A 2188-nucleotide genomic window follows, 5' to 3' on the forward strand; every position below is an offset into this window, starting at 1 on the left:
ATGCGTTCAGGGACGGACCCCGAGCAGGTGGTTATCACCCTGGACCCCCGATCCGAGGAAATGATAAAGGAGTGTTGCGCGGGAGCCCCGGGCAGGACGATCCTCAGGCTGATAGTCGCGGAAAACACCGTCCAGGGGGAACCCGTGAAGGGCTCGATCTCGTTGCACGAGAGCAGGAAGATCTACGACAAGGGATACACTCTTGCCGAGGTGAGCGACATCCCGTCCGCCCTGGAGCAGGAGGAAGCGGAGATGCGCCTTTTCGCCATCCTCAGGACGGTGAATTCGAAGGCCCAAAAGGACGGGGTGCTCCCGGACCCGTTGAGGGGGACCGTGGGCAACATCAGCGCCTCCGAATTTTTCGAGGCCGTGGACCTGCTGACCCTGAGGGAGAAAACGGCCCGGGTCATTGTCAAGGCGGAGGAAGACATTTATACTGAAGGGCCTGTCCGTGTCGAAATAGTGATCACTGATGACTGACGGCGGGTTTCCCAGTCATTTTAAAGGGGATGGATAAATGCTGATCGTCGCTTGCCAGGTCTGTGGCGAAATGAGGATCCTGCCTGGAACGCCCGACGCCGATGGCGTGGCGAGGACCGTCTGGACGTGCCCCTGTTGCGGAGCGGGCCAGGTCCTGCAAGTACCGGTGAGCACCGATGCCAGGGGCGGGGAGCTCCGGCGCATTGTCGCCGGCATGGGATTTTCACCCGATTCTTCGCGGGGTGAGGAGAAGACCGAACTTTGAAGGCGCTCGAAGAGAATTACCTGTACTATGACAGCAAGATGGCCGTCTCGCCCTACGACCTGCAGGAGCTGTATCGATTCACCCGGTGGGGCAGGAGCCGTTCCATCGAGCAGATAGAGAAGATGCTGGAGGGAACCACCATGTGCTTTTCCGTCAGGCACGCGACGAAGCTGGTGGCCTTCTGCCGTGTTCTGACGGATTTTGTCTTCAGAGCTTCCCTCTGGGACATCATGGTCCACCCCGATCACCAGGGGAAAGGGCTTGGATCTTCGCTGCTGGATTACGCCCTCGATCATCCAAAGATGAGGGACATCCCCCTGATCATCACTTACACGAGCGAACTCGCACCCTTCCTGGCCAGGCTGGGCTTCAGGCAGGAGGAAGGGACCATGATGCTCCTGCGCAAACCTATCGAGTATTCCTGATGAGACCCTTGCGATAAAGCCGCCCTCCCGTCTTCAAACCGGAGAACGCGGCCATAAAGAACGGGAGGTGGAAAGGAATTGGAGAGAAGGTATCTTGTTTCATCCGAATCGGTCACGGAGGGACATCCCGACAAATTGGCCGACCAGATCTCCGATGGGGTTCTGGACGCAATACTCGCCGATGATCCCATGGGCCGCGTGGCCTGCGAGATCCTGATCACGACGGGACTCGTGATGGTCGCCGGCGAGATCACCACCAATTGTTATGTCGATATTCCGCACCTTGCGAGGAATATCGTAAAGGACATAGGCTACACGAGGGCTAAGTACGGCTTCGACGGCGACACCTGCGCTGTGGTCACCGCCATAGATGAACAATCCTCCGACATCAGCAGGGGGGTGGACCGTTCCCTGGAGGTCAGGGAGGACGACATGTCCGACGAGGAGATCAACGGTGTCGGCGCCGGCGACCAGGGGATGATGGTGGGTTTCGCCTGCGACGAGACCGAGGAATTTCTCCCCCTGCCCATCGCCCTGGCCCACAGGCTGGCGAGGAGGCTGAGCGAGGTCCGAAAGGACAGGACCCTGGCCTACCTGCGCCCCGACGGGAAGACCCAGGTCACCATCGATTACGAAGACGGAAAGGCCCTGAGGGTCGACACAGTGGTCGTCTCAGCCCAGCATCACCCCGCGGTGGAATCGGAGCAGATCCGCCGGGACATCATCCGGGAGGTGATAAATCCCGTCTTGCCCGGTCACCTGGCGGAGACGCCACCCAGGATACTGGTGAACCCCACGGGCCGTTTCGTCCTAGGAGGGCCCATGGCCGACACGGGCATGACCGGCCGGAAGATCATCATCGACACCTATGGCGGCATCGTCCCCCACGGCGGCGGTGCCTTTTCCGGCAAGGACCCCACCAAGGTGGACCGTTCCGCGGCGTACATGAGCCGGTACGCCGCCAAGAACATTGTGGCGGCGGGGCTCGCCCGGGAGTGCAAGATCCAGGTCGCCTACG

At 60.5% G+C, this 2188-nt stretch carries 4 protein-coding genes; all 4 read left to right on the top strand.

The annotated features are described in order from the left end of the window. The coding region (locus GX108_06795; protein NLO56739.1) for a DUF3084 domain-containing protein at positions 1-480 on the top strand (480 nt) is incomplete at its 5' end. A 37-nt stretch (positions 481-517) separates the two neighbouring features. Beyond that, entirely contained in the window at positions 518-745 is a 228-nt protein-coding gene (locus GX108_06800; protein NLO56740.1) for an alcohol dehydrogenase, read from the top strand. Between the two features lie 38 nt (positions 746-783). Then, a complete protein-coding gene (locus GX108_06805) occupies positions 784-1170 on the top strand; it encodes a GNAT family N-acetyltransferase (GenBank protein NLO56741.1) in 387 nt (128 codons plus the stop codon). Positions 1171-1248: 78 nt separating this feature from the next. Further along, positions 1249-2188: methionine adenosyltransferase (locus tag GX108_06810; GenBank protein NLO56742.1), on the top strand; the 940-nt coding region annotated here is incomplete at its 3' end.

The sequence above is a fragment of the Thermovirga sp. genome (genome assembly GCA_012523215.1).
Classification (GTDB): Bacteria; Synergistota; Synergistia; order Synergistales; family Thermovirgaceae; genus 58-81.

Excerpts from the sequence above, each read along its gene's own strand:
- GX108_06800 (NLO56740.1), top strand. The coding sequence starts at position 518 with ATGCTGATCGTCGCTTGCCAGGTCTGTGGCGAAATGAGGATCCTGCCT.
- GX108_06805 (NLO56741.1), top strand. The coding sequence starts at position 784 with ATGGCCGTCTCGCCCTACGACCTGCAGGAGCTGTATCGATTCACCCGG.